The organism is Micrococcus sp. 63XJN7_8_ISO-PGPR-S23-253 (assembly GCF_056173425.1).
On record NZ_CM149673.1, the window covers coordinates 584,249 to 608,827 of the forward strand.

Annotated in this window: 24 protein-coding genes; 18 read left to right on the top strand and 6 right to left on the bottom strand. The window is 74.2% G+C overall.

Features of this window, described 5'->3' with window-relative positions:
• Positions 1-69: 69 nt before the first annotated feature.
• Genes glgX through AC0VX4_RS02855 form a run of 10 tightly spaced genes read left to right on the top strand, consistent with a single transcriptional unit; the run spans position 70 to position 9,668 of the window.
• Positions 70-2,199 carry a glycogen debranching protein GlgX gene (glgX, locus tag AC0VX4_RS02810; protein WP_475464546.1) on the top strand — a complete coding sequence of 710 codons (2,130 nt, stop codon included), beginning with the start codon at positions 70-72 and terminating at the stop codon, positions 2,197-2,199.
• A complete protein-coding gene (locus AC0VX4_RS02815) occupies positions 2,196-2,927 on the top strand; it encodes a hypothetical protein (RefSeq protein WP_475464547.1) in 732 nt (243 codons plus the stop codon). Before glgX ends, AC0VX4_RS02815 begins: the two co-directional genes overlap by 4 nt.
• Complete coding sequence (locus AC0VX4_RS02820) at positions 2,924-3,304, top strand: holo-ACP synthase (RefSeq protein ID WP_002857550.1); 381 nt, start codon at positions 2,924-2,926, stop codon at positions 3,302-3,304. Before AC0VX4_RS02815 ends, AC0VX4_RS02820 begins: the two co-directional genes overlap by 4 nt.
• Entirely contained in the window at positions 3,301-4,878 is a 1,578-nt protein-coding gene (locus AC0VX4_RS02825; RefSeq protein WP_475464548.1) for an NAD(P)H-hydrate dehydratase, read from the top strand. Before AC0VX4_RS02820 ends, AC0VX4_RS02825 begins: the two co-directional genes overlap by 4 nt.
• Positions 4,875-6,080: an alanine racemase gene (gene alr / locus AC0VX4_RS02830; protein WP_002857554.1), complete on the top strand. Its 1,206-nt coding sequence runs from the start codon at positions 4,875-4,877 to the stop codon at positions 6,078-6,080. Before AC0VX4_RS02825 ends, alr begins: the two co-directional genes overlap by 4 nt.
• Positions 6,077-6,703, top strand: coding sequence for a tRNA (adenosine(37)-N6)-threonylcarbamoyltransferase complex ATPase subunit type 1 TsaE (gene tsaE / locus AC0VX4_RS02835; RefSeq protein ID WP_060775398.1), 627 nt, complete (start codon positions 6,077-6,079; stop codon positions 6,701-6,703). The genes alr and tsaE overlap by 4 nt, the downstream gene beginning before the upstream one ends.
• Positions 6,704-6,713: 10 nt before the next feature.
• Entirely contained in the window at positions 6,714-7,385 is a 672-nt protein-coding gene (gene tsaB / locus AC0VX4_RS02840) for a tRNA (adenosine(37)-N6)-threonylcarbamoyltransferase complex dimerization subunit type 1 TsaB (protein WP_060775397.1), read from the top strand.
• On the top strand, positions 7,382-7,969 hold the full coding sequence (locus AC0VX4_RS02845) for a GNAT family N-acetyltransferase (RefSeq protein ID WP_136940340.1): 588 nt from the start codon (positions 7,382-7,384) through the stop codon (positions 7,967-7,969). Before tsaB ends, AC0VX4_RS02845 begins: the two co-directional genes overlap by 4 nt.
• A 26-nt stretch (positions 7,970-7,995) precedes the next feature.
• Positions 7,996-9,087: a tRNA (adenosine(37)-N6)-threonylcarbamoyltransferase complex transferase subunit TsaD gene (tsaD, locus tag AC0VX4_RS02850; RefSeq protein ID WP_065573544.1), complete on the top strand. Its 1,092-nt coding sequence runs from the start codon at positions 7,996-7,998 to the stop codon at positions 9,085-9,087.
• A 50-nt stretch (positions 9,088-9,137) separates the two neighbouring features.
• On the top strand, positions 9,138-9,668 hold the full coding sequence (locus AC0VX4_RS02855; protein ID WP_136940339.1) for a hypothetical protein: 531 nt from the start codon (positions 9,138-9,140) through the stop codon (positions 9,666-9,668).
• Between the two features lie 8 nt (positions 9,669-9,676).
• Here AC0VX4_RS02855 and AC0VX4_RS02860 read toward each other — a convergent pair whose 3' ends face one another.
• From AC0VX4_RS02860 to AC0VX4_RS02880, 5 genes are all read right to left on the bottom strand, one after another.
• A complete protein-coding gene (locus AC0VX4_RS02860) occupies positions 9,677-10,708 on the bottom strand; it encodes a cation diffusion facilitator family transporter (RefSeq protein WP_002857567.1) in 1,032 nt (343 codons plus the stop codon).
• The gene (locus AC0VX4_RS02865) at positions 10,705-11,199 is read right to left on the bottom strand and encodes a transglycosylase SLT domain-containing protein (RefSeq protein ID WP_002857568.1); all 495 of its coding nucleotides are present in this window, start codon (positions 11,197-11,199) and stop codon (positions 10,705-10,707) included. Before AC0VX4_RS02865 ends, AC0VX4_RS02860 begins: the two co-directional genes overlap by 4 nt.
• A 5-nt stretch (positions 11,200-11,204) precedes the next feature.
• On the bottom strand, positions 11,205-12,236 hold the full coding sequence (locus AC0VX4_RS02870; protein ID WP_060775392.1) for an NAD-dependent epimerase/dehydratase family protein: 1,032 nt from the start codon (positions 12,234-12,236) through the stop codon (positions 11,205-11,207).
• Positions 12,233-13,408, bottom strand: coding sequence for an alcohol dehydrogenase catalytic domain-containing protein (locus tag AC0VX4_RS02875; protein WP_060775391.1), 1,176 nt, complete (start codon positions 13,406-13,408; stop codon positions 12,233-12,235). Before AC0VX4_RS02875 ends, AC0VX4_RS02870 begins: the two co-directional genes overlap by 4 nt.
• Positions 13,409-13,490: 82 nt before the next feature.
• On the bottom strand, positions 13,491-14,687 hold the full coding sequence (locus AC0VX4_RS02880; protein WP_475464549.1) for a glutamate--cysteine ligase: 1,197 nt from the start codon (positions 14,685-14,687) through the stop codon (positions 13,491-13,493).
• A gap of 69 nt (positions 14,688-14,756) precedes the next feature.
• Here AC0VX4_RS02880 and AC0VX4_RS02885 point away from each other — a divergent pair, with 69 nt between their 5' ends.
• The 5 genes from AC0VX4_RS02885 (at position 14,757) to AC0VX4_RS02905 (ending at position 20,211) form a co-directional block, all read left to right on the top strand.
• Positions 14,757-16,088: a class I SAM-dependent methyltransferase gene (locus AC0VX4_RS02885; protein WP_002857576.1), complete on the top strand. Its 1,332-nt coding sequence runs from the start codon at positions 14,757-14,759 to the stop codon at positions 16,086-16,088.
• Between the two features lie 170 nt (positions 16,089-16,258).
• Positions 16,259-17,323 (top strand): siderophore ABC transporter substrate-binding protein, encoded by a 1,065-nt coding sequence (locus AC0VX4_RS02890; protein ID WP_002857578.1) that lies wholly within the window; start codon positions 16,259-16,261, stop codon positions 17,321-17,323.
• A complete protein-coding gene (locus AC0VX4_RS02895) occupies positions 17,320-18,378 on the top strand; it encodes an ABC transporter permease (RefSeq protein ID WP_185194418.1) in 1,059 nt (352 codons plus the stop codon). The genes AC0VX4_RS02890 and AC0VX4_RS02895 overlap by 4 nt, the downstream gene beginning before the upstream one ends.
• Positions 18,371-19,459, top strand: coding sequence for an iron chelate uptake ABC transporter family permease subunit (locus tag AC0VX4_RS02900; protein ID WP_002857582.1), 1,089 nt, complete (start codon positions 18,371-18,373; stop codon positions 19,457-19,459). Before AC0VX4_RS02895 ends, AC0VX4_RS02900 begins: the two co-directional genes overlap by 8 nt.
• The gene (locus tag AC0VX4_RS02905) at positions 19,456-20,211 is read left to right on the top strand and encodes an iron ABC transporter ATP-binding protein (protein WP_002857584.1); all 756 of its coding nucleotides are present in this window, start codon (positions 19,456-19,458) and stop codon (positions 20,209-20,211) included. Before AC0VX4_RS02900 ends, AC0VX4_RS02905 begins: the two co-directional genes overlap by 4 nt.
• A gap of 250 nt (positions 20,212-20,461) precedes the next feature.
• Here the strand turns inward: AC0VX4_RS02905 and AC0VX4_RS02910 are convergent, their stop codons facing one another.
• Entirely contained in the window at positions 20,462-21,439 is a 978-nt protein-coding gene (locus tag AC0VX4_RS02910) for a hypothetical protein (protein ID WP_002857586.1), read from the bottom strand.
• A 629-nt stretch (positions 21,440-22,068) separates the two neighbouring features.
• Here AC0VX4_RS02910 and groES point away from each other — a divergent pair.
• The 3 genes from groES (at position 22,069) to AC0VX4_RS02925 (ending at position 24,511) form a co-directional block, all read left to right on the top strand.
• Positions 22,069-22,365, top strand: a complete 297-nt coding sequence (gene groES, locus AC0VX4_RS02915; RefSeq protein WP_002857590.1) for a co-chaperone GroES — start codon at positions 22,069-22,071, stop codon at positions 22,363-22,365.
• A gap of 108 nt (positions 22,366-22,473) precedes the next feature.
• Positions 22,474-24,081, top strand: a complete 1,608-nt coding sequence (gene groL, locus AC0VX4_RS02920) for a chaperonin GroEL (RefSeq protein WP_060775388.1) — start codon at positions 22,474-22,476, stop codon at positions 24,079-24,081.
• 151 nt (positions 24,082-24,232) lie between these two features.
• A complete protein-coding gene (locus AC0VX4_RS02925; RefSeq protein WP_330986838.1) occupies positions 24,233-24,511 on the top strand; it encodes a hypothetical protein in 279 nt (92 codons plus the stop codon).
• The last annotated feature ends 68 nt before the right edge of the window (positions 24,512-24,579 follow it).

Below are 24,579 nucleotides of genomic sequence, written 5' to 3' on the forward strand. Positions count from 1 at the left end.
CCGCGCCAGTAGACTCCCCGAGGAGGCCCGCCGCACCCGGCGGGCCGCACGACGAGACCCCGGAGAGTCATGCACACAGTGGAGATCGGCCAGCCGTACCCCCTCGGGGCCACCGTGGACGAGACCGGCACCAACTTCGCCCTCGCGGTCTCCCGCGAGGTGGAGGCGGTCGAGCTGTGCCTCGTCGCCGACGACGGCACGGAGACGCGCATCCCTCTCGAGGAGCGGCACGGCACCACATGGCACGCCCACGTGGCGGGCATCGGCCACGGGCAGCGCTACGGCTACCGCGTGCACGGCCCCTGGGACCCCGCCCGCGGCCTGTGGCACAACCCGGCCAAGATCCTCGTGGACCCGTACGCGCGGGCGTTCACCGGCGACTACGAGTGGGGCCAGCAGCACCACTCGTACGACTTCGACGAGCCGGACCGCATCGACACCTCGGACAACCTGGACACGAGCATGCTCGGCGTCGTCGTCGCCGAGGACTTCGACTGGGGCGATGACGCCCCACCCGCCGTCGAGCTCACGGACACGGTGATCTACGAGACCCACGTCAAGGGCATGACCAAGCTGCACCCCGCCGTCCCCGAGGAGCTGCGCGGCACCTACGCCGGCATGGCCCACCCGGAGGTGGTCCGCCACCTGACCGAGCTCGGGGTGACCGCCGTCGAGCTGATGCCCGTGCACCAGTTCGTCAACGACGCCACCCTGCAGGAGAAGGGGCTGAGCAACTACTGGGGCTACAACACGCTCGGCTTCTTCGCCCCGCACGCCGCCTACGCCTCCTCCTCGGAGGTGGGCGGCCAGGTCCGCGAGTTCAAGCAGATGGTGAAGGACCTGCACGCCGCCGGTCTCGAGGTGATCCTCGACGTGGTCTACAACCACACGGCCGAGGGCAACGACAAGGGCCCCATGCTCAGCCTGCGCGGGCTGGACAACGCCGGCTACTACCACCTCGTCGACGGCGACGAGCGGCACTACATGGACTACACGGGCACCGGGAACTCGGTGGACCTCTCCAGCCCCAAGGCCCTCCAGCTGGTCATGGACTCCCTGCGCTACTGGGTCACCGAGATGCACGTGGACGGCTTCCGGTTCGACCTGGCCACCACCCTCACCCGGGTGGAGGGGGAGCAGGGCCCGGACATGTTCTCCGGGTTCTTCGACGTGGTCCGCCAGGACCCGGTGCTGCGCACCGTCAAGCTCATCGCCGAGCCGTGGGACGTGGGCTGGGGCGGCTACCAGGTGGGCAACTTCCCCGGCCTGTGGTCCGAGTGGAACGGCATGTACCGGGATGCGGTACGCGACTTCTGGCGGGGCGAGCCCGGCACCCTCGGCGAGTTCGCCACCCGCCTGACCGGCTCGGCCGACCTCTACGAGGGGGACGGGCGCAGCCCCGGCGCGTCCGTCAACTTCGTCACGGCCCATGATGGCTTCACCCTGCGCGACCTCGTCTCCTACAACGAGAAGCACAACGAGGCCAACGGCGAGGACAACAACGACGGCGACGCGCACAACCGCTCGTGGAACTGCGGCGTCGAGGGGGAGACCGACGACCCCGAGGTCGTGACGCTGCGCGCCCGCCAGCGCCGCAACTTCCTGGCCACCCTGCTGATCAGCCAGGGCGTGCCCATGATCAGCCACGGCGACGAGCTGGGCCGCACCCAGGGCGGCAACAACAACGTCTACTGCCAGGACAACGAGATCTCGTGGATCGACTGGTCCGCCATGGACGACTCGCTCGTGGCGTTCACCCGCGACCTGATCGCGCTGCGCCGTGACCACGCGGTGTTCCGCCGTCGCCACCACTTCGACGGTCGCCCGGCGGCCCGCGACATCGAGGCGCCCCTGCCGGACATCGTGTGGCTCGAGCCGGACGCGACCGCCAAGACGGAGGACGACTGGGGCGCCGAGGCCCGGTCGATCGGCTTCTACCTCAACGGGCACACGCTCCCCCGAGGGGACGAGGACGGGGAGGAGCCCTACCGCGACTTCTACGTCCTCATGAACGCGTGGTGGGAGCCCGTGCCGTACACCCTGCCCGGGCCCACGTTCCCGGCCGAGTGGGAGGTCGTCGTGGACACCTCGTCCCACGTCGCCCCGAGCGGCTCGCACCCCCGCGTGCGCGCCGGGGACGTGCTCGAGGTCCAGGCCCGCTCCACCGTCGTGCTGCGGCAGGTCCCCGAGGGCGCATGAGCCCGCAGGCCGACCGGGGGCGCGTCCGCCGTGGCCTGCCGCGGTGGGCGCGGGCCCTCTGCGCCACCGTGGCGACCCTGGCGGCGCTGGGACTGGCCTTCGGCGCGGGATGGGCCACGCACGCCGTGACGGAGCCGCACCCGGACGACGCACCGCGCGTGGACGCCCTCCTCGTCCTCTACAGCCAGCCCCGCGTCTATGACGCCGCGATCGAGCTCGCCGCGTCCGGCGTCACCGACCGGCTCTTCGTCTCCGCGTACCTGGGGCCGGACGGGCACGAGAAGCTGTGCGGCGGCCCGGGGGAACGCGACCCGCGGCTGGCCGGCGTCAGCGTCGAGTGCTTCGCGCCCGATCCGGTGACCACCCAGGGCGAGGTCATCCACGCGGGCGACCGCATGCGCGAGCTCGGCCTGCACCACCTGGGCGTGCTCACCTTCCACCAGCACGTGGAGCGTGCGCGGCTGCTGGCGGAGCGGTGCTTCACCCCCGAGGAGGGCCGGGTGTCCCTGTACGCGTTCGACGCCGGCTTCGACCGGCTCGGCCGCCTGCAGCACGGCGTCTACGGCGTGCTGGCCTACGGGAAGGCGATGCTCACGCCGGGCTGCGACCAGCAGCTGCCCGGCGTGCTGCAGTGGCCGCTCGACCTGGCCAAGCGACTGCGCGGGCAGCCCGTCGGGGACGAGGCCGGCGCCGTCGTCGTGGGCGCCCGGCGGGCGGGGGCGGCGTGATCGTCGGCGTGGGGGTGGACGTGGTGGACGTCCCGCGGTTCCGGGCGCAGCTCGAGCGCACGCCGGCGCTGCGCGCACGCCTGTTCACCGAGGACGAGCGACACCTGCCGCTGCGCTCGCTGGCCGCGCGCTTCGCCGCCAAGGAGGCCATCGCCAAGGCCATGGGCGCCCCGCCCGGGATGATGTGGCACCACTGCTGGATCCCGCGCCCGGACCACGGCGACGGCCGCCCCACCGTGCACCTGACCGGCACCGTCCAGGCCCAGGCCGAGGCCCTGGGCATCACCCACTGGCACCTCTCCCTCAGCCATGACGGGGACGTCGCCACCGCCTACGTGGTCGCCGAACGCCGCGCGGCCGAGGAGGAGTCCGCATGACCGCCGATGACCTGACCCGCATCGCCGTGACCGGCTCGGCCGTGCGCACGGCCGAGGAGCCCCTGCTCACGGCCGGCCGCGGCCCGGAGCTGATGCGCGCCGCCGCCTGGGCCCTGGCCGAGCACGCCGCCGCCCTGCTGCGTGAGCGCGGCCCGGTGGCCGGCACGACGGTGGCCGCCCTCGTCGGCCCCGGCAACAACGGCGGGGACGCGCTGTTCGCCCTCGCGTTCCTGCGCCGTCGGGGCGTGGCCGCGGTCGCCGTGCCCGTCCGCCGGGACGACGACGGCGCCCCGCGCTGGCACGCCGAGGGCTGGGCTGCGCTGCGAGCGGCCGGGGGACGCCGCGCCGACGCGGTGCCGCCCGAGGCCGCGCTCGTGGTGGACGGCGTGCTCGGCACAGGCTTCACCGGCGAGTATGAGCTGCCCGCCGCGGCGCGCGCGCTGCCGGCGGATGCGCTCGTGCTGGCGTGCGACGTGCCCTCCGGTGTGGACGCGGACACCGGCGAGGTGCGGGGGGAGGCCCTCCGCGCGGCCGCGACCGTGACGTTCGGCGCCCTCAAGTCCGGCCTCGTCCTCGGGGAGGGGGCGGCGCGCGCGGGCACCGTGCACGTGGTGGACATCGGGCTGGGACCGCACCTGCCGACGTCGCCGGCCGCGCGGCTGGGCGTGATGGACGAGGCCGCCGCACGGGCCGCCCACCCGGCCCCCGCAGCCGAGGCCCACAAGTACACGCGCGGCGTGGTGGTGGTCGTCGCCGGATCGGAGCGCTACCCGGGGGCCGCCGTGCTCGCGAGCGCGGGCGCGCTGCAGACGGGCGCGGGCATGGTGCACCATTCCGGCCCGCAGACCACCCGGGACCTGGTGCTCGCCGCCCACCCCGAGGCGCTGGTCTCGGCGGAGGGGCCCGAGCCGTCGCGCGCGGACGCCTGGGTGGCCGGCCCCGGCCTGGACACCGAGCACGACGCGCGGCGGCGCTGGGCCGGCGTCCTCGCCGCGCTCGAGGAGCGGCCGGAGGCGGCCCTGGTCGCCGACGCCTCGGCTCTGGACCTGGTCACCGCCGCCGAGCTGCGGTCGCTGCGCGCGGCCGGCACGCCCGTGGTCCTGACGCCGCACGCCGGGGAGTGGTCCCGCCTGCGCGAGCGCGTCCCCGCAGATGGCGCCGACGCCGCCGACCCGCTCGCGGCACTGCGGGCGTGGACCGCTGCGCACGGGGCCACCGTCCTGCTCAAGGGCCCGCGCACCCTCGTGGTCGCCCCGGACGGCGAGGCATGGGTCGTGACCGGCGGCGGGCCCGAACTCGCGATGGGCGGGACCGGCGACGTGCTCTCCGGGGCGATCGGCGCCGTCCTGGCCGCGGACGTGGCGCGGCGCTCGAAGGCGCGCCAGGCCGGGGAGGATCCGGGCCCGGCGCCCACGGCTCGGCTCGCGGCGGCGGCCGCCTGGCTGCACGCCCGGGCCGGGGCCGACCAGGCCCGCGCCGGGCGGATCACCACGGCCACGCTGCCGGCCGCGCTGGGCGCGCGCGTCGCGCACCTGTGGTGGCCGGACGACGCCGAGCCGGGGGCCGTCCGATGAGCCGCGCCGACGTCAGCCCGGTGGACACCGAGCGCGCCGCACGCATCGACCTGGCGGCCGTCCGGCACAACGTGGGCGTGCTGCAGGAGCGGATCCGCTGCCCCGACGGCAGCCGGCCGCTGCTGACCGCCGTCGTCAAGGCCGACGCCTACGGCCACGGCGCGGTGGCCGTCGCCCGCGCCGCCGCGGCCGCCGGCGCGGACCGGCTCGGGGTGGCCCACGTGCGCGAGGCCCTGGCCCTGCGCGCGGCGGGGGTGCGTCTGCCCGTGCTCGCGTGGCTGCACACCGGGGCCACGGACTTCGCCGCCGCGGTGGAGGCGGAGGTGACCCTCGGCGTCTCGGGCTGGGACCTGGACGCCGTCGCCGACGCCGTCTGCGGGCTGCGGGGCCGCGGCGGGGCCGGACCCGAGGCCCGCGCCGTCCTGCACCTGAAGGCGGACACCGGCCTGGGCCGCCACGGCTGCCCGCCCGAGCGGTGGCCCGCGTTCGTCGAGCGTGCCGCCGAGCTCGAGGCCGCGGGCCTCGTGCGGGTGGAGGGCGTGTTCTCCCACCTCGGCGTGGCGGACGAGCCGGACCGGGCCGCCGAGACCACGGCGCAGCTGCTGCGGTTCGAACGGATGGCCGCCGAGGCCGCCGAGACGCTCGGCCACCCGCTGCTGCGGCACCTGGCCAACACGCCCGCCACCCTCTCCCGGCCGGACACGCACCTGGACATGGTGCGCGTCGGCCTGGGCCTGTACGGGCTCTCCCCGTTCGCGGACGTCACCGCCGCCGAGCTCGGGCTGCGCCCGGCCATGTCCCTCGTCACCGTCCTGGCCAACGTCAAGGCCGTCCCCGCCGGGCAGGGCGTGTCCTACGGGTTCCGCCACGTCACAGCGGAGCCCACCACCCTCGGGCTCGTGCCCGTCGGCTACGCCGACGGCGTCCCGCGCGTCGTCGAGGGCACGCGCGTCCACGTCGGCGGCCGGACCGTCCCCGTGGTGGGCCGCATCGCGATGGACCAGTTCGTGGTGGACCTCGGCCCGGACGCCACGGACGCGCCCGGCGACGCCGTCGAGCTGTTCGGACCGGCCTCCGGCATCCCGGTGGAGGAGTGGGCCGCGGCCGCCGGGACGATCAACTACGAGCTGGTGACCCGCATCGGAGGCCGCGTGGACCGACAGCACGTGGACCCCACGCCGACCCAGGAGGCCCGCCCATGAGCGACCACGCGATCCCCGCCCCCGGCCCGACCCTGCCGGAGCCCGTGCTCACGGCGACGGTCCCCCTCGAGGGCGCCGACGGCACCCGGGCGTTCGGCCGCGCCCTCGCCGGGGTGCTCCGCGCCGGCGACGTGCTGATCCTCATGGGCGACCTCGGCGCGGGCAAGACGACCTTCACCCAGGGGCTGGCCAGCGGATTCGGCGTGGCCTCCGGCGTGGTCTCGCCGACGTTCGTCCTCTCCCGCGTCCACCCCGCCCCGGCCGACGCCCCGGCGGGCACCCCGGACCTCGTGCACGTGGACGCGTACCGGCTGCGCTCGGCGGGGGAGCTCACGGACCTCGACCTGGACGCGAGCGTGGACCGCTCCGTGACCGTCGTCGAGTGGGGCCGGGGCATGGCCGAGTCCCTCGCCGGGTTCCCCGAGGACCCGGACGCCTCGTGGCTGGACATCGAGATCGTCCGGGCCCGCGGGGGTGAGGACGCCCCCGCGGCCTCGGCGGGGGAGGGCGAGGACGGCATCGTCACCGACTTCTCCGACGAGGACGGGGGCCAGGCCGAGGAGCTGCGTTCGGCCGTCGTGACCGGCCGCGGCCCGCGCTGGGCCGGCGTCGTGCTTCCGTAGACTGGCGGCCATGGCCCTGCTCCTCGCGATCGACTCCTCCGCCGCCGCCTCCGTCGCCGTCCTGCGGGACGGTGAGGAGCTCGCGCGCTGGGCCACGGACGACACCCACGCCCACGCCGAGGTGCTCGCCCCCGCGGTGCAGACCGTGCTCGACCAGGCCGGCGTCACCGGCATCGCGCTGGACGCGCTCGCGGTCGGCGTCGGCCCCGGACCCTTCACGGGACTGCGCGCGGGCCTGGCGACGGCGGCCGCCCTCGGCCTGGCGTGGGACGTGCCCGTGCACGGGGTCCGCAGCCTCGACGCGCTCGCCCACACGGCCGGCGTCGACGCCTTCCGCCACGGGATCGAGGAGTTCGTGGTCGCCACGGACGCCCGCCGCCGCGAGGTCTACTGGGCCCACTACGCGCAGGTCGGCGGGCAGCCGACGCTGCTGCACGGCCCCTTCGTCTCGCCCGCGGACGAGGTCACCCCGCTGCCCGTCTACGGCGCGGGGGCCGGGCTCTACCCCGAGGCGCTGCGCGCGGTGCCGGACTGGGAGACGGCCACGCCGTCCGCCGTCGGGGTGGGGCAGGTGGCCGAGCTCGCCCTGCGGCGCGGCCGCGGCCTCGTGCCGGCCGAGCCGCTCTACCTGCGCGAGTCCGACGCCAAGGTCCCCGGCCCCCGCAAGCGGGCGGGCGCGTGAGTCCGGCCGAGCCGGCCCCGACCGGTGACGGGCGCCCCGCCGAGGACGGGCACGGGCTGCCGCCCGGGTACCTGCTGCGCCCCATGACCGTGTGGGACGTCCCCGAGGTGCTCGCCCACGAGGCCACGCTCTTCCCGCTCGACGCCTGGCCCGCGCACTTCTACGAGGAGGAGCTCGCCCAGACCGGCCCCGCCGGCGGGCGGGACGCGCACGGCCGCCCGCCCACCCGGGACTACCGCGTGGTCGTCCGCGACGTGGCCGCGCCCGGCGCCGCGGACGACGACGGCCCCGCCCCCGGCGAGATCGTCGGCTACGGCGGGATCATGGTGGTCGGCGACGTCGCCGACGTGCAGACCGTGGGCACGGTCGCGGCGGCGCAGGGGCGGGGGATCGGGGCGGCCCAGCTGCGCTGGATGGCCGCGGAGGCCGCGGCGCGCGGCGCGAGCTCGCTCATGCTCGAGGCCCGGGCCTCCAACGCCGTCGCCCGGCGACTCTACGCGCGCCACGGATTCGAGCAGCTGCACGTGCGTCGCCGCTACTACCCGGGCGGCGAGGACGCCGTGATCATGCGCAAGGCCCTGTGACCGGGCCGCTCACTAGACTGGAGCCCATGCCCACCGCCACCGCAGCCCCCCTCGTGCTCGGCATCGAGTCCTCCTGCGACGAGACCGGCGTCGGCGTCGTCCGCGGCACCGCCCTGCTGGCCCACGAGGTCGCCTCCTCCGTGGAGGAGCACGTGCGCTTCGGCGGCGTGATCCCGGAGATCGCCGCCCGCGCGCACCTCGAGGCCCTCGTGCCCACGATCCGCCGCGCCCTGGACACCGCCGACGTCACCCTCGCGGACCTCGACGCGATCGCCGTCACCTCCGGCCCGGGTCTGGCGGGCGCCCTCATGGTGGGGGTCGCGGGGGCCAAGGCGTTGGCCACGGCCCTCGGCACGCCCCTCTACGGCATCAACCACCTCGTGGCGCACGTGGGCGTCGGCATGCTGGACGGCGTGCGGCCCGCGCAGTGGGACGACCTGCCCGCGGACCTGGGCGCGCTGCTCGTCTCCGGTGGGCACACCGAGATCCTGCGCGTGGGCCGGATCAGCTCCGAGGTCGAGCTGCTGGGCTCGACCATCGACGACGCGGCCGGCGAGGCGTACGACAAGGTCGCCCGGCTCATCGGGGCGGGCTACCCCGGGGGCCCCGTGATCGACCGGCTCGCCGCCCAGGGCGACCCGACGGCCTTCCGCTTCCCGCGCGGGCTCACCGCGGGCAAGTTCGTCGGCAGCGCCGAGGAGCCCGGCCCGCACCGGCACGACTGGTCCTTCTCCGGGCTGAAGACCGCCGTCTCCCGCGCCGTGGAGCAGTTCGAGGCCCGCGGCCTCGAGGTGCCGCGCGCGGACATCGCCGCCTCCTTCCAGGAGGCCGTCGCCGACGTGATCACCGCCAAGGCCGTCCGCGCCTGCCGCGAGCACGGGCTCACCCACCTGATGCTCGGCGGCGGCGTCGCGGCGAACTCGCGCCTGCGCGCCCTGCTCGCCGACCGGTGCCGCTCCGCCGGCATCGAGCTGACCGTCCCGCCCGTGAACCTGTGCACCGACAACGGGGCGATGGTCGCCGCGCTCGGCGCACGCCTGGTGCGCGACGGCGTCACCCCCTCCGACGCGTGGTTCGGCGCGGACCCGGGACAGCCGGTCGAGGTCGTCAGCGTCTGACCGTGCCCGGCCCCTTGCCGCCACGCCCGCGCGTTCCGTAGACAAGGCCCATGACCGGCCATGAGCACCCCCGCCCCGAGTCCACCTCTGCCGCCGTGGACGAGCAGATGCTGGAGGACTTCCTCAATCAGCACCTGCTCGGCTCACGCTCGGGTGTGAAGGCGTTCCGCGCCGCCGAGCAGACCTGGGCCGGCACCCCGCAGGAGGCCGCGCTGCGCCGCCTCGGCGACGCCGTCCAGGACGACCAGGACCGCCTCGAGGCGCTCATCGGCGAGCTGGGCCTCCGCACCCCGCTGGTGGACCGGGCCGCCGGCGCGGCGGCCGAGGTCGGCGGACGCCTCAACCCCGTGAACGCGCTGCGCACGCGCGGCTCCGGCTGGACGCAGATCGAACTGGACCTGCTGCAGGGCATGCTCCAGGCCAAGTCCGCGATGTGGCACGTCCTCGAACAGCTCGCGCCGCACCTGCCGGCGGTCGACGCCGCCGAGATGCATGCCCTGCGCCAGAGGGCCGCCGACCAGCAGCGCGAGGTCCAGCGCATCACCTCTGCCACCCTCGAAGGCCGGTTCCTGGCCGGCTGAGGCCCGGGCTACTCCTCGCCCGTCTGGTGCTCCTCGGGGCCGCCGCCGTGCACCTCGGCGGGCAGCTCGGCCACCGGGGCGACGACGACGTCCTGCAGCTTCCAGTCCAGTGCGGCGATCGCGTCCCGCAGCGCGCAGCAGCGGCCCACCGTCACGTCCGCCCCCTCGTGCGGCACCACGAACATCTCGACGTGGAACACGTGGCCCTCGTCCCGGACGCGGGCGCCCGCATGGCGCACCCACGGCTCCGCCCAGGCGACCCGCTCGGCACGGTCGATGAGCGGGTGTGGCCGGGCGCCGTCGATCGTGGCGGCGCGACGGTCCGCCAGGTTCGTGACGGCCTCCTTCAGGTTCTTCCAGCCGTCCAGCACGATGCTCACGCCCACGAAGATCGCCGCAGCGGAGTCCGCCCACCACCAGCCCAGGCCGATGCCGGCCACGCCGACGATGGTCGCCACGCCCGTCTGCCAGTCCGCCTTGTTCATGTCCGCGTCCGCGTACAGCACGCGGTCGTGGAGCTGCTCGGCCAGCCTGAGCTTCTTGTGGCCGAGGATCATGGGCCCCGGCACGGACAGGGCCATCACGGCCATCATGAACCAGCCCTGCCACACGGTGTGCCCGAACAGGTCGAACGTGCCGATGGGCGGGTGCTCCGCCGTCACCAGGCCCAGGATGGAGTCACCGACGAGGACCACGCCCATCACGGACAGGGCGACGGCGGCCACGAGGTGCCCCACCCCGACGGACCGGTGAGAGCCGTAGGGCCGGGCCCGCGTCGGGGCCATGCGGGCCACGCGCAGGGCGACGAGGAACGCGATCGGCGGAATCAGGGAGAGCAGGTCCTCGATCCACGCGGCCCGCATGGCCTGCGAGGAGCCCATCACGACCGCCACGAGGACGATCGTGACCACGATCACCCCCAGCGTCGCCCATTCGAGCCGCTTGGCCTGCCGGACCACGCGCTCGATCTCCGGGGGCAGCTCCGTGGCGCCGAACCGGCGCCCGCTCGGCCCCTTCTCGCGGGTGTCCTGCCGCGTCATCGGGCAGCCTCCGCTGCGCGCTGGTCGAAGTACGACTCGAGGGCCGTGAGCATCTGATTCTCACCCAGGGGCACGGCCATCACGAGCTTCACCGGCTCGCCGTCCGGACCCTGCGCCTCGGCGTAGTGGCGGGTGATGCTCGCGTGCGACGTCCACGGGGACGCCGAGGTCAGGCCGCCGGCCACCAGGTCCATGTCGCCCTTCTCCAATGCGGTCATGAGCGCCTCCTCCCCGGCCACGGTCCACTCGACGCGTGCGTCGTGCGCCGCCGCGAAGCCGCGGATCAGGTCGGGCTCGGGGCCGACGGGCTCGGCGCCCGAGGCGTCCACGTGGGGCGGGTGGTGCACGACGCCGGCGCGCAGCACCCCGCCCGTGACGCGGTCCAGGGTGCCCTCCGGGTCGGCGGGGTAGCCGGAGGAGGTGCAGGCGGTGAACCCGAGGGCGGCGCCCCCGAGCAGGCCCGTCAGGGCGGTCCGGCGGGTGAGGGTCATCGTCCTCATTCCGTGGGCGAGTGCGAGCGGTGCCCGGCGTTGCCGAGGCCTTCGGCGCCGTCGAGATGGTCGAGCACGAGGCGGACCGCCTCCCGGGCGTCGGTGGTCTCGGACCAGCCGGTCGCGGCGCGCAGGGCCGTGGTGTCCATGATGGGCACCGCCGCGGCCATGTCCACCCACCCCGGGTCGGTGGGCTGCAGCCGTGCCCGGTAGGTCAGCGCCGCGGCCGCTCGGAACAGGCCCACGGGCAGCTCCAGGATGCGGCGCGCCCCGAGGACGGTGCCCATGGTGTGCGCGTCCAGCACGGGGTCGGCGGCCACATTGAAGGCCCCGCCCGCGCGGTGGGCGATCACGCGCCAGTACGCGTCCGCCACGTCCTGGGCCGTGAGCGCCTGGAACCGCAGGCCCCGCGGGAACGGCAGCACCGGGGTGCGCAGGCGGGCGACCAGCCGGGCGGGGACGAGGTCCCCCAGGAAGTAGTCCTTGATCTCGGGCCCGGCGGCGGACTGGAAGATCAGCCCGGGGCGCAGCCGGGTCACGAGCAGCTCGGGGTGCTCGGCCTGCACGCGGTCGAGGATCGACTCGACCTCGGCCTTCTGTGCGGCGTAGTGCGAGGTGGGGACCCCGGTGGTGGGATGGGACTCGGCCACGGCGCGGCCCTTCGGCCCGGGCCCGTACGCGCCCACCGAGGACGCGTAGACCAGGTGCGGCACGCCCGCCTCGGCCACGCCCCGGAACACCCGCTCGTTGCCGGCCACGTTGACGGCGCGCAGGTGGTCGCGGTCGCGGTTGGGGCGGATCACCCACACCAGGTCGACGACGGCGTCCGCGCCGGCGACGATCTCGCGCAGCCGCCCCGCCGCCGTGGGCTCCGCGACGTCCAGGCGGTGCCACTCGACGCCGTCGTAGGGCGCTCCGGCCCGGTCCGGGCCGCGACGGCTCACGCCCACGATCGAGCTCACCTCGTCCGCGGCCTGGAGGCGGCGCAGGACAGCGGTGCCGACGTTGCCCGTCGCGCCCAGGACGACGATCCTCACGGCTTCAAGACCACCTTCACGCAGCCGTCCTCCTTCTTCTGGAACGTCTCGTAGAGGGCGGGCGCGTCCTCGAGCGGGGCGGTGTGCGTGGCCAGGTCGAGCACGCCGAGGGGGTCGGACGGGTCGTCGAGCAGGGGCAGCAGGTCGTCCACCCAGCGACGGACGTTGCACTGGCCCATCGTCAGGGTGATCTGCTTGTCGAACAGGGTGAGCATCGGCATCGGGTCCTTCATGCCGCCGTAGACCCCGGAGAGCGACACCGTGCCGCCGCGGCGGACCGCGTCGATCGCGGTGTGGAGGGCGCTCAGGCGGTCGACGCCGGCGGTCTTCATGGCCGCCCGGCCGAGCGCGTCGGGCAGCAGGCCCACGGCGGTGTGGGCCGCGTGCCCCACCGGGGAGGCGTGCGCCTCCATGCCGACCGCGTCCAGGACCGCGTCGGGGCCGCGGCCGCCGGTGCGCTCGCGGAGCACCTCGGCCTCGCCGCCGTCGGCGTCCAGGACCTCGATGCCGTGCCGGGCCGCCATCGCGCGGCGCTCGGGGACCGGGTCGACGCCGATCACGCGGTACCCCCGGTGCACGCCGATGCGCGCCGCCAGCTGACCGATGGGGCCGAGGCCGAGCACCGCGAGCGTGCCGCCGTCGGGGACGTTCGCGTACTGGACCCCCTGCCAGGCGGTGGGGACCACGTCCGAGAGGAACAGCCACTGCTCATCCGGGCCGGTGTGCGGCACCTTCACGGGGCCGTAGTCCGCGTGGGGCACACGCAGCAGCTCGGCCTGTCCGCCGGGGACGGAGCCGTAGAGCCGGGAGTAGCCGAAGAGCGCGGCGCCGCAACCCTGCTCCCGCACCTGGGTGGTCTCGCACTGGGACTGCAGCCCGCGCTGGCACATCCAGCACCGACCGCAGGAGATGGTGAAGGGCACGACCACCCGGTCACCGGGCCGGATGTGGGTGACCTCGGACCCGACCTCGCGGACGATGCCCATCGGCTCGTGACCGATCACGTCCCCCGCGTCCATGAACGGCCCAAGGACCTCGTACAGATGCAGGTCCGACCCGCAGATGCCGGTCGAGGTGACCTCGATGATCGCGTCCGTCGGCTCCTGGATCCGCGGATCCGGGACGTCCTCGACGGCGACGTTGCGCTTTCCCTGCCATGTGAGTGCTCGCATGGTGCGACCGTAACCGCGCCGGGCGCGCCGGCGGAAGCGTGCAGGCGCGGCGGGACCGCCACCTCGTCGGGGGAGCGGCCGCTCAGCCGGCGCGGCCGTCCAGCGACGCGCGGGTGCGGGCGGCGGCGTCCAGCACGACCGCGCGCAGCGGGGCCACCGCGTCATCCGCGTCCTCACCCACGGCCGGCGGGCCGGCCAGGGCCTGCGCCTCCACGCGACGCTGACGCGCGGCGCCGCCGTCGTCGATCATCGCCTGGACGCCGGCGAGCTCCGCCGCGCAGCCCAGCCGCTCGGCGACCGGGGTCAGTCGCTCGATCTCCGCCGGCAGGTGCTCCGCCAGCGGGACCTGGGTGCCCCGGGCGTCCACGATCACGGTGGCGTCCATGCCGTACCGGGCGGCGCGCCACTTGTTCTCCTGCACGTGCCACGGCGGCAGGACCTCGACCGTCTCACCGCGCTCCAGGCTCGCGGACAGGTCGTCCACGAGGCACTGCGTGTAGGCGGTCACGGCGGCGATCTCCTCGAGCGTGGCCAGGCCGTCGCACGCGCGCATCTCCACCGTGCCCAGGCGGGGCACGGCCCGCACGTCCCAGCGGCACTCGGTGACGTCCGCGATCATGCCCACCTGCTCCATCTGGGCCACGCAGCGCTCGAAGTCCTCCCACTCCTGGAACTGGAACGGCAGGCCGGCCGTGGGCAGCTGCTGGAACAGGAGGGTGCGCTGGGACTGGTAGCCCGTGTCCGTGCCCGCCCAGAAGGGGGAGGAGGCCGAGAGCGCGAGCAGGTGCGGCACGCGGTTGACCAGGCCGTTCACCACCGGCATGGCCTTGGAGACGTCGTCCAGGCCCACGTGCACGTGCACGCCGAAGATCAGCAGCTGCCGACCCCAGTACTGGGTGAGATCCAGCATGCGGTCGTAGCGCTCACTGGGTGTCGAGGGCTGCGCGATCGCGTCCGCGAACGGGTGCGTGCCCTGGCAGAACAGGGAGATGCCCCGCGCGGCCGCGGCGTCGGCCACGCGCGCGGCGATCCGGCCGAGGTCCGCCGTCGCGGCGTCGACGCGCTCGTGCACGCCCGTGACGAGCTCCACCGTGTTCTGCAGGAGCTCGCTGGTCATGTGCGGGTTCACGTCGTCGTCGGCCAGGCCCTCGGCCACATGCAGGGCGCGCAGCAGGTCCGGGGCCTCGGAGCGCAGCTCGCCGGACACGGCGTCCACGAGAGCGAGCTCCCACTCGATTCCGAGAGTGGACTGCGCGGAGTCGGCGAAGGGCAGAGTCATGCCGCCCATCCTAGAAGCCCCTGCCGGGTCTGCGCCTGGTGTCCACGCTTCGGACCTAGGGTGGGGCGCATGGCCCGCCCCCGCCCCGCCTCCCGCCCGCCGCGCCCCACGGCCGCCGCCTCGGAGGCGGACGCCACCGCCCTGGCTCCCGTCCTCGAGCCGGAGGGCCGCGCGCTGCTCGACTCCCTCGCCGGGTACCGCGAGGCCGACGCGCTCGCGGTCTCCTCCCGCCTGCGTGCGGCCGGGCATCCTCCGGAGCGCGTGGCCGCCGCGCTGACCCAGGCCGCGCTGCGGTCCCGGGCGGAGGCCCGCCTCGGGCCGGAGGCGCGCCGGATGCTGTTCACCCGCGACGGCCTGGAGCAGGCCACCCGCCCGCTGGTCGCGGGCCTGCACGCGGACCGACTGGCGGCCGCGGGGGCCCGGTGCGTCGCCGACCTCGGCTGTGGTCTCGGCCTGGACGCGCGCGCCTTCGCCGACCGGGGCCTGGACGTCGTGGCGGTGGAGCGGGACGCCGTCGTCGCCGCGGCCGCCGAGGTGAACCTCGCCGGCCACCGCGGTGCGCGTGTGGTGCACGGCGACGCCGTGGCCTGGGCCCGCGCCCGTGTGCCCGCCGAGGCGGACGCGGTGTGGCTGGACCCCGCACGCCGTCAGGTCGGCGGGGGCGGGTCCGCGCGCGTGTTCGACCCCGAGGCGTTCTCCCCGCCCCTGAGCGTCGTGACGGACATCGCCGCGACGGGCGTCCCGGTCGGGGTCAAGCTCGGCCCGGGGCTCCCGCACGAGGCCGTGCCGGCGGGCGCCGAGGCCGAGTGGGTGAGCCTCGACGGCGACGTCGTGGAGGCCGCCCTGTGGTTCAACGCGGCGGCCCGCCCCGGGGTGCGGCGGGCGGCGCGCGTCATGACCGTCCGGGGCGGGGAGACGACGACGGCGCAGCTCGTCTCCGGGGCGGACTTCGGCGACTCGCCCGAGGTCGAGGCCGTGGGGGAGGCGGGCATGGCGGGGCTCGTCGGCGCGGTCCTGCACGAGCCGGACGGCGCCGTCATCCGGGCCGGACTCGTGACGGATCTGGCCGCGTCCTGGCCCGTGCCGACGCGGCAGCTGGACCCCCACCTGGCCTACCTCGTCGCGCCCGAGCCCGTGCGGGACGGCCTGGCCCGCGCCCATCGGATCGAGGCGGTGCACGGCTTCCACCTGGCCTCCCTGCGGCGCTGGGCGAAGGAGACCGGGGTGGGCCGGCTGGACGTGAAGAAGCGGGGCATCCGCGAGACGCCCGAGGAGGTGCGGCGCGCCGTCCTCGGCGGGGCGAAGCCGGGCCGGCGTGGCGGGGCCGGACGGCACGCCACCCTCGTGCTGGCGCGCGTGGGTCGGTCGCGGTTCGCCCTCGAGGTGACGCCGTTGGACTGATGGGGCTCGCGGCCGCGGGCTCCGGGCGGCGGGACCGTCGAAGCCCCCGTTGGGGGATTACGGCACCCTCGTGTACGGTAATCGACTGAGGCAAGGCTCACCTCCACGGGAGCGCGCCCACCACCCCGACTGCTCATCCCGGGGCAGCCCCGCCGCCCAGAAGGAGAACCATGCCGCGTTCCGTCCGCGCCCCCCGCCTCACCAGTCTCGCCCTGACCTCGGTGGCGGCCCTCGCCCTCGTCGGCTGCTCCGCCGGCGGCGCGGCCACGGGCTCGTCCTCCGCGACCGCCTCCGGCGAGTCCTCGGCCTCCACGAGCGCCTCGGGCGGCTCCTCGGCTGCCTCGGGCGGCATCGCGACCGGGGTCACCGTCACCGACATGTCCGGCACCGAGGTCACCCTCCCGGAGGAGGTCGACTCCGTCATCGCCACGGACAACCGCATCTTCCGCACCCTGGACGACTGGGGCGTCGAGCTGACGGCCGCGCCGAAGCAGATCATGTACAAGGGCGAGGGCGGGCCCTCCTACCTCCAGGACGACTCGGTCGTCGACATCGGCAACCACCGGGAGCCGGACATGGAGCTGTTCGTCACCGCCGAGCCGGACGTCGTGTTCAATGGCCAGCGGTTCAACGAGCGCAAGGCGGAGATCGACGAGCTGACCGGCGACGCCGCCGTCGTGGACACGAACTTCGACGTCACGCAGACCCCCATGGACGAAGGCCTGAAGAAGCTGACCACCCTGCTGGGCGAGGCCACCGGCCACGAGGCCGATGCCGAGAAGCTCATCGCCGACTTCGACGCCGCCACCCAGCGCGCCAAGGACGCCTACGACCCTGAGCAGACCGTCATGGGCCTCATCGCCTCGGGCGGCGAGCTCTCGTACGTCGCGCCCAGCACCGGCCGCGCCATCGGCCCGTTCTTCGACATGCTGGACCTGACCCCGGCCCTCGAGCAGTCGGGCACCGACAACCACCAGGGCGACGACATCTCCGTCGAGGCCATCGCGAAGTCGAACCCGGACTGGCTGATCGTCATGGACCGCGACGCCGCCGTCGGCGAGGAGAACGCCACCGCCGCCGAGCTGATCGAGCGTTCCGAGGCCCTCCAGGACGTGACCGCGGTGAAGGAGGGCAACATCGTGTACCTGCCCGCCGACTTCTACGTCGCCGAGGACATCCAGAACCACACCACCGTCATGGAGGACCTCGCGAAGGCCTTCGAAGGCGCGCAGTGATCGTCGACGTGCGTCACCACGTCGCCGTCGCCCCGCCCCGGCTCGAGGAGCCGGGGCGGGGCGACCGCGTGTGCTGGGTCCCGCCCGCCGTCCTGCGGCCCGAGCGCACCCGCTGGCAGCGCACCTGGCCGCTGCTGGTCGGCGTCGTGGTGACCGCGGTCCTCGTCGTGGTCTCGCTGTTCGTGGGCGTGTACGACGTCGGCGCGGAGGGCGGACGCGAGATGTTCGCCATCACGCGTGTGCCGCGCACGGTCGCCCTCGTGCTGGCCGGCGCCTCGATGGCGATGTGCGGGCTGATCATGCAGCTCATGACGCAGAACCGCTTCGTGGAGCCGAGCACCACGGGCACCACCGAGTGGGCCGGGCTCGGCCTGCTGGTCACCATGGTGCTCATGCCGGGGGCGGGCCTGGTGACCCGGATGGTCGGGGCCATCCTCTTCGCCTTCGTCGGCACCCTCGTGTTCTTCCTCTTCCTGCGGCGCGTGCGCCTGCAGTCCTCCCTCATCGTGCCGATCGTGGGCATCATGCTCGGCGCCGTCGTGGGCGCCGCCTCGACGTTCCTCGCCCTCCAGACGGACATGCTGCAGCAGGTGGGCGCGTGGTTCGCCGGCTCGTTCACCTCCGTGGTCCGCGGCCGGTATGAGCTGCTCTTCCTCGTGCTGATCGTGTGCGTGGCGGTCTTCGTCATCGCGGACCGCTTCACCGTGGCCGGCCTCGGCAAGGACGTCGCCACGAACGTCGGCCTCAACTACGACGCCGTGATCCTCACCGGCGTGGCCATGGTGGCCGTGGCCACCGGGGTGGTCACCGTGGTGATCGGGGCCCTCCCGTTCCTGGGGCTCGTGGTCCCCAACCTCGTGTCCATGGTCCGCGGCGACAACCTGCGGACGAACCTGCCCTGGGTGGTCATGGTCGGCGTGTGGATCGTGATCGTCTGCGACCTGATCGGGCGCACCGTGATCGCCCCGTTCGAGGTGCCCATCTCGCTGATCCTGGGCCTCGTGGGCGCGATCGTGTTCCTCGCCCTGCTGCTGAGGCAGGCCAAGCATGGCTGAGCCGCTCGCGACCGCCCCGGGTCGCCTCCCCGCCCCGCCCGGCGGCGCCACCGCGGCCGGGCCCGTCGACGCCGACGCCCCGCGCCGGTCCGGCGCGTTCGTCACCGCCGCCGACCGCCGGAGGTATGCGGTCGTCGTCGCGGTGCTGGCCGCCGTCGCCGTGCTCTCCACCGCCGGGGTCCTGCTGTGGGGCAACGAGGCCGAACCCGGCTCGCGCGCGTTCTGGATGATCGCGCGGATGCGCGTGGAGTCCCTGGGCGTGATCGGGATCGTGGCGCTGTGCCACTCCTTCGCGACCGTCAGCTTCCACACGGTGACGGGCAACCGCATCATCACCCCCTCGATCATGGGGTTCGAGGCGCTCTACACCGCCGTGTCGACCGCCGCCGTGTACGTGCTGGGGGCCGCCGGCGTCGCGGTGCTGACCGGGGTGGGGCCGTTCCTCGCCCAGGCCGCGCTCATGGTGGTGCTGGCGACGGCCCTCTACTCGTGGCTGCTCTCCCGGCCCTACGGCAGCGTCCATCTGATGCTGCTCGTGGGCGTGGTGCTGGGCGGCGGGCTGGCCGCGCTGAGCACGTTCATGCAGCGACTGCTGGACCCGAACTCGTTCGACCTGCTGAGCGCGCGGCTCTTCGGCAACATCTCCAACGCCCGGACCGAGTACGTGGCGATCGCCGCGCCCATCGCCGTCGTCGTGTGCGCGCTGCTGTGGCTGCGCTCCCGCCGCCTGAACACGGTGGCGCTCGGCGCCGACGCCGCGACCAACCTGGGCCTGCACCACCGGCGCGAGCTCATGGTGACGCTGCTGCTGGTCTCCGTGCTGATGGCCATGACCACCGCGCTCGTGGGCCCGATGACGTTCCTCGGCTTCCTCGTGGCGACGCTGGCGTACAGCCTCGTCGACACCCACGACCACCGGTTCATCCTTCCGGTGGCGGCGCTGGCCGGGTACGCGGTGCTCACGAGCGCCTACTTCGTGCTGCGGCACGTGTTCTACGCGGGAGGTGCGGTCACGGTGGTCATCGAGCTGATCGGCGGCATCACCTTCCTGGTCGTCGTGATGAGAAAGGGACGTCTGTGATCGAGCTGCGCGGCGTGGTGAAGCGCCACAGCGATGAGGTGTGCATCGGACCCGTGGACCTGGACATCCAGGCCGGGGGAGTGACCGCGCTCGTGGGGCCCAACGGGGCGGGCAAGTCCACGCTGCTGACGATGATCGGCCGACTCCAGGACGCCGACGCCGGGACGATCGCCGTGGGCGGGCACGACATCACCACGACGCCGTCCCGGAAGATCGCGCAGACCCTGTCCATCCTGCGGCAGGAGAACCACTTCGTGACGCGGCTGACCGTGCGGCAGCTCGTGGGGTTCGGACGCTACCCGTACACGCGCGGGCGACTGACCCTGGAGGATGAGCGGCACGTGTCCGACGCGATCGACTTCCTCAACCTCGGCCCGTTCGAGAACCGGTACCTCGACCAGCTCTCGGGCGGCCAGCGGCAGCGCGCGTACGTGGCGATGGTGCTGGCGCAGAACACCGAGTACGTGCTGCTGGACGAGCCGCTGAACAACCTGGACATGCAGCACTCGGTGCAGATGATGCAGCAGCTGCGCCGGGCCGCCGACGAGCTGGGCCGGACCGTGGTGATCGTGCTGCACGACATCAACTTCGCCGCCCACTACGCCGACCGGATCGTGGCCATGGGGGACGGTCAGGTGGTGGAGACCGGCACCCCGGCCGAGATCCTGCGCCCTGAGGTGCTGGAGCGGATCTTCAAGACCCCCTGCAGCGTGGTGGACGGACCGCACGGGCCGCTGGCCGTGTACTACTGAGCGGGGCGACGGTGAGGCCGGCCCGAGTCGGGCGGGGCCAGCCCGGTCCGGGCGGGGGCCGGGTGCCCGGTCGGCGCGAGTGTTCCGTGGGCAGAACCCGCCGAGTCTCGCCTTCCGGGGGCAGAACCCGCCGGGTCTCGCCTTCCGGGGGCAGAACCCGCGTGTTTCCAGGTTCCGTGGGCAGAAACGCCCTCGCTTCTGCCCACGGAACCCCTGCGCACAGACGGCAGGGCCATACGCGACGACGACGTCAGGCATCCCAGCCGTTCGAGACCTGTGCCCGTCGTCTGAGGACGGCCTCGATCACCCGCGCGTATCCCTCGCCGACGTCCCGGCCCGTGACGTGCAGGGTCATCTGCCCACGTTCCGCGTAGTACTGGTCTCGCCGGGCGTCCCGGGCGTGTTGCTCGGCACTCCGGTGCACCTCGCCGTCGTACTGGAGGACGAGCCGGCAGTCCTCGAACCACAGATCGGCCTCGGGGGCGTCCCGCCGCCCGGGGTCGAACACGTGCTGCAGCGTCGGCTCGCCCAGCCCCGCCTCGACGAGCGCCAGCCTCAGCCGGGTCTCCTGCGGCGAGTCGGCACCCACCCGTACGCGCTCGAGCGCCGCCGTCGCCCGCGGTCTTCCGACGAACCGCCCGAGCGGCCGCATCGCCTCGTGCACCGCGGTGACCGTGGTGACGGGAGGCCGCCGGCCGCGCGGGGACCAGGGGTGACGGACCAGGTGGTCACCCGCCGACACGAGGGATGCCTCGTCCCAGGGGTGGCCGATCGAGCACAGATCGAGCCAGGTCCGTTCCGGCGTCGTCACCCGTAGCCCGAGCACGGAGGTGACGTGGCCGGCGGGCAGGGGTCTGCGGTGCTCCATGACGCCGGGGATCCGCGCCCGTGCGGTGCCGCGGTGCAACGTGATCTCGACGGCGGCGCGTCGCGTGGCCCCGCCCGGGGGAAGCGGGAGGCCGTGGAGGTGCGCCGCCGTCTCGTGGGAGAGGACGGCGTCGGGACGGGACCGCAGGAGGGCGGTCAGCAGGTCGAGGCCGACCCCGTGGTGCGGCGGCGGGAGCCCAGCCGACTCCCAGGTGCGCAGCGGCATGTCACGTCGGCGGTGGATGCCGCGGGCGAGGCGGAGGACGTCGGACCGCCGCACCCGGCTGGGCGGCAGACCGCGTTCGAGCACGTCGCGGGTGGTGAAGACGGGGACGAGGGGGAGGTCGGGGGCGAAGGGCATGGGTCGACCCTGACGCGGTCGGCCCGACGGCGGCCGGGCGGGCCGCGTGTCTGTGCACACCGGCGCGGGGTGGGCCGGCTGTGCAGGACTGGGCGGCGGCCGGTTGTCCCGCCGGGACGACGTCGTCGTGGCTCGGTGGGCAGAACTGCGAGGAGTTCCGCCCACGCAACATCCGTGGGCAGAAGAGAGGGCGCTTCTGCCCACGGAGATCGAAAACCTGCGGATGCTGCCCACGCGATGGGCGGGGGTGCGGTTTCTGCCCACGGAGGGTGGCGGGTGGCGAGGGGGGTGGGGAGTGGGGGAGGGGCAGGATCCCGGCCGCAGTCGTGACCACTCCGTGTGCTCCCGGGCCCGGAACCCGCCCCGCCCGCCGCCCCACCCCACCGCGCCCCACGCCTCCGCCCACGGCGGACGGTGAGGACACGGCTGGCACTCATGTTGAAGGAGTGCCAAAAGCCGGAGTAGAGTCAGGACTGGCACTCGGGGGTACCGGGTGCCAATGCCCGAGGTGGACCGTCCGGCACCGCGACGACGGAGGGTCTGACGCCCGTGGCGCACCCGCAGACCACAGCATCAGCGGACCGGCGAGCCCGCCGGAGCCGCACGTCGACGAAGAAGGAGTGTGCAGCATGTCTGTCTCCATCAAGCCCCTCGAGGATCGCATCGTTGTCCGCCCCCTGGAGGCCGAGCAGACCACCGCGTCGGGCCTCGTGATCCCGGACACCGCCAAGGAGAAGCCGCAGGAGGGCCAGGTCGTGGCCGTGGGCCCGGGCCGGGTCGCCGAGAACGGCAACCGCGTGCCGGTCGACGTCGCCGAGGGTGACGTGGTGCTCTACTCCAAGTACGGCGGCACCGAGGTCAAGGTCGGCGGCGAGGAGTACCTGGTGCTCTCCGCCCGCGACGTGCTGGCCGTCGTCACCAAGTGACCCCGCCGCGACGGGCCCGGTGAGCGGCGCGCACCGCACCGGTGCGCGCGCCCCGGGCCCCTCGCGTCCCCGCACCCCCTGACTCCCTGAACGAAAGGAGCGTCCGTCATGGCCAAGCAGCTGGCTTTCAACGACGACGCACGCCGCGCCCTCCAGGCCGGCATCGACAAGCTCGCCGACACCGTCAAGGTCACCCTCGGCCCCAAGGGCCGCAACGTGGTGCTCGACAAGGCGTGGGGCGCCCCCACCATCACCAACGACGGCGTCACGATCGCCCGCGAGGTGGAGCTGGAGGACCCGTACGAGAACATGGGCGCCCAGCTCGCCAAGGAGGTCGCCACCAAGACCAACGACATCGCGGGCGACGGCACCACCACCGCCACCGTGCTGGCCCAGGCGCTCGTGAACGAGGGCATGCGCCAGGTCGCCGCCGGCGCCGCGCCGGGCGAGGTCAAGAGGGGCATCGAGGTGGCCGTGGCCGCCGTCGAGCAGCGCCTGCAGGAGAACGCCCGCCCGGTCGAGGGCAAGGAGGTGGCCCACGTGGCCGCCATCTCGGCCCAGAACGACGAGGTCGGCGAGCTGCTGGCCCGCGCGTTCGACACGGTCGGCACCGACGGCGTCATCACCATCGAGGAGTCCTCCACGACCTCCACCGAGCTGGACGTCACCGAGGGCATGCAGTTCGACAAGGGCTTCCTGTCCCCGTACATGGTCACCGACGCCGAGCGTCAGGAGGCCGTGCTCGAGGATGCCTACGTCCTGATCAACTCGGGCAAGATCTCCAACGTGCAGGAGCTGCTGCCCCTGCTGGAGAAGGTCCTGCAGGCCAACAAGCCGCTGTTCGTGATCGCCGAGGACATCGAGGGCGAGGCCCTGTCCACCCTCGTGGTCAACAAGATCCGCGGCACCCTGAACGTCGTGGCCGTCAAGGCGCCGGGCTTCGGCGACCGCCGCAAGGCCATGATGCAGGACATCGCGATCCTCACCGGCGCCCAGGTCGTCTCCCCGGACCTCGGCATGAAGCTCGAGCAGGCCGACCTGGACGTGCTCGGCTCCGCCCGCCGCATCACCGTCACCAAGGACGAGACCACCATCGTCGACGGCGGCGGTGCGGCCGAGGACGTCGAGGCCCGGGTCGCCCAGATCAAGGCCGAGTCCGCTGCGACCGACTCCGACTGGGACCGCGAGAAGCTCCAGGAGCGCCTCGCCAAGCTCTCCGGCGGCATCGGCGTGATCCGCGTGGGCGCCGCCACCGAGGTGGAGCTCAAGGAGCGCAAGCACCGCATCGAGGACGCCGTGTCCTCGACCCGCGCCGCCCTCGAGGAGGGCATCGTGGCCGGCGGCGGCACCGCGCTCATCAACGCGCTGACCGTGCTCGACACCGACGCCGACGTCCAGGCCCTGACCGGTGACGCGGCCGTGGGCGTGGACATCGTCCGCAAGGCCCTGAAGCAGCCGCTGCGCTGGATCGCCCAGAACGCGGGCGAGGACGGCTACGTGGTGGTCTCCAAGGTCGCCGAGCTGGAGCCGAACCACGGCTACAACGCGAAGACCGGCGTCTACGGCGACCTGATCGCCGATGGCGTGATCGACCCGGTCAAGGTGACCCGCTCCGCGCTGGCCAACGCCGCCTCCATCGCGGCCCTCGTGCTGACCACCGAGACCCTCGTGGCGGACAAGCCCGCCGACGAGGACGAGGCCGGCCACCAGCACTGACCCCTGCGTCGGCCCTGACGCGGCCGGCCGACGACGACGGCCCCTCACCCGCCCGGGTGAGGGGCCGTCGTCGTGCGGGCGGCCACGGCTGCGTCGCTTCGTCCGGGAGTACTCCTATCCGCACGGCATCCACCCGGCCCTCGTGCCGGGCGTGTCCGTGGAGGACCGCCGGGTGCGCTACGGCGTGGACCCGGTGATCCTCGCCGTCGTCGGGCTGCTGGTGGTCGGGTTCGTGGTGTGGGGTGTGCTGCAGCCGGACGCCGTGCTGGCCGTCTCGAGCGCGGCCCTCGACTGGGTGATGCTCCACGCCGGCTGGCTCTTCGCGGCCGGCATCGGCATCGGCATCATCTTCTTCGGCCCGTACGAGCCGCTGACCTACTATCTGGCCCCGCGCCCGGGGCGTACGAGGCGGGGAGCGAGGAGGCGGTGACGGGCGCGCTGGCCCAGGCCGCGCTGCACTGGGGCGTGAGCGCGTGGCACGGCGGCCTCGCTGGGCAT